Annotated in this window: 2 protein-coding genes; both read right to left on the minus strand. The window is 61.3% G+C overall.

Annotated features, from left to right (window positions below; all coding sequences use genetic code 11):
- Nucleotides 1–136: 136 nt before the first annotated feature.
- Nucleotides 137–805, minus strand: a complete 669-nt coding sequence (folE, locus tag EN993_RS35690) for a GTP cyclohydrolase I FolE (RefSeq protein ID WP_127266230.1) — start codon at nucleotides 803–805, stop codon at nucleotides 137–139.
- 482 nt (nucleotides 806–1,287) lie between these two features.
- Nucleotides 1,288–1,492 (minus strand): hypothetical protein (locus EN993_RS38205; protein WP_245469073.1); only part of this gene is annotated, 205 nt, incomplete at its 5' end.

The raw sequence follows: 1,492 nt of genomic DNA on the forward strand, positions 1-1,492 counted from the left end.
GCCATGGCCCGCTGTGCCAATTCCAGGTCGCCAGCGGCAGCGATGATTTCGGTCGCGTCTCGTCGAGCGTACGACATGAGCAGTCTCCTTGCCCTTCAATAGATGGGTCTCGACAACAAGGGTTCCCGAAAATTCGTCACACCGGAATCGACGACAGGAATTCACGCCTCAGATCGACGTTCGTGTCGAAAACGCCGAGCATGCGTTTGGTGACCATGCGGGTGCCGTGCGCGTGGACGCCGCGCGATGTCATGCAGCCGTGCTCGGCTACAAGCACGACGGCCACTCCACCCGGCTGCAGGGCATCGTCGATGGCGCAAGCGATATCATCCGTGAGCCGCTCCTGTATCTGCAAGCGGCGGGCGCAAGCCTCGACAACCCTTGCCAATTTGGAGATGCCCACCACGCGGTTGACGGGCATGTAGGCGATATACGCCTTGCCGTGGATTGCCGCCATGTGGTGTTCGCAGAAGGAATGAAACGCTATGTCGTGCAGTTCGACCGCCTGATCATAGCCGCCGATCTCATCGAACGTCCGTTCGAGCAGCCTCACAGGATCTTGCCGATAGCCGGCAAACCACTCTTCATAGGCACGAACGACACGTGAAGGAGTATCGATAAGCCCGGGTCGGGCCGGATCGTCGCCGGCCCAAGAGATCAGCGTCCTGACCGCGGCCTCAGCATCGAAGCGCGTCGGCCGGACGCGGCCGACTGTTCTGGGTTTGCCGTCTCCCGCTGAATTTCCCTGGGCGGAGGCCGACACGCCATCTTCGGTGTCGTCCAGAATTTGCGAACGCAGGTCCATCGGTCTCTCCAGTTCCACGCTTGAACCATTGGATGCGCCTGGCGAGGATTGGTTCCCGACGGGCACGACACCAGGAGGAAGGTTCCCACCCGTGGCGAACTACGGGAACTTTTCGAAAAGCGCTGCATCCAATTTCACGTCCGGCGCATAGTCGACATACGCCGTCAGGATCGTAAAGGAGAACCAAGATGGCATCGAAACAGTCCGTGGAGACCGACCCTTACCTCGCTGTTGGTGTGTTCATCGTGGCAATCGCGATAATGCCCATGCCGCCGGTCAGCTGGTGGTCCTGGTACGCGTCGGCGACGATATGCTGGCGGTCGACGGCACATGTACCCACTACGGCGCACCGCTGGCATGCGGAGCCGTGATTGGCAGCATGGTTTGCTGTTTCTGGCACCAGGCTTGCATCGGTCTTCATAGCGGCGAAGCGCGCCAGCGCATGACGTGCGGGCCATGGCTTCAGCCCAGCCCTGAATGCGTCATGACGCGATGCGCGGCCGTCCGGTGGCGGTCGCGACAACGATGGCTTCGACGAAACTGCGTTCGCCTTCAATTGTTGCAACTCTTATGTCCCGCGCGATTTCGATCCGCGCCTGATCGGTCCCGGCGCGCTCGGCGAGACCTGCCGCCAAGGCGCGAATGTGGGCTTCGGCGGCGGCCATTGCTTCGTCCTCGGTGTCAAAG

The organism is Mesorhizobium sp. M7D.F.Ca.US.004.01.2.1, assembly GCF_003997785.1.
Taxonomy (GTDB): Bacteria; Pseudomonadota; Alphaproteobacteria; order Rhizobiales; family Rhizobiaceae; genus Mesorhizobium; species Mesorhizobium loti.

Excerpts from the sequence above, each read along its gene's own strand:
- folE (WP_127266230.1), bottom strand. The coding sequence starts at position 805 with ATGGACCTGCGTTCGCAAATTCTGGACGACACCGAAGATGGCGTGTCG.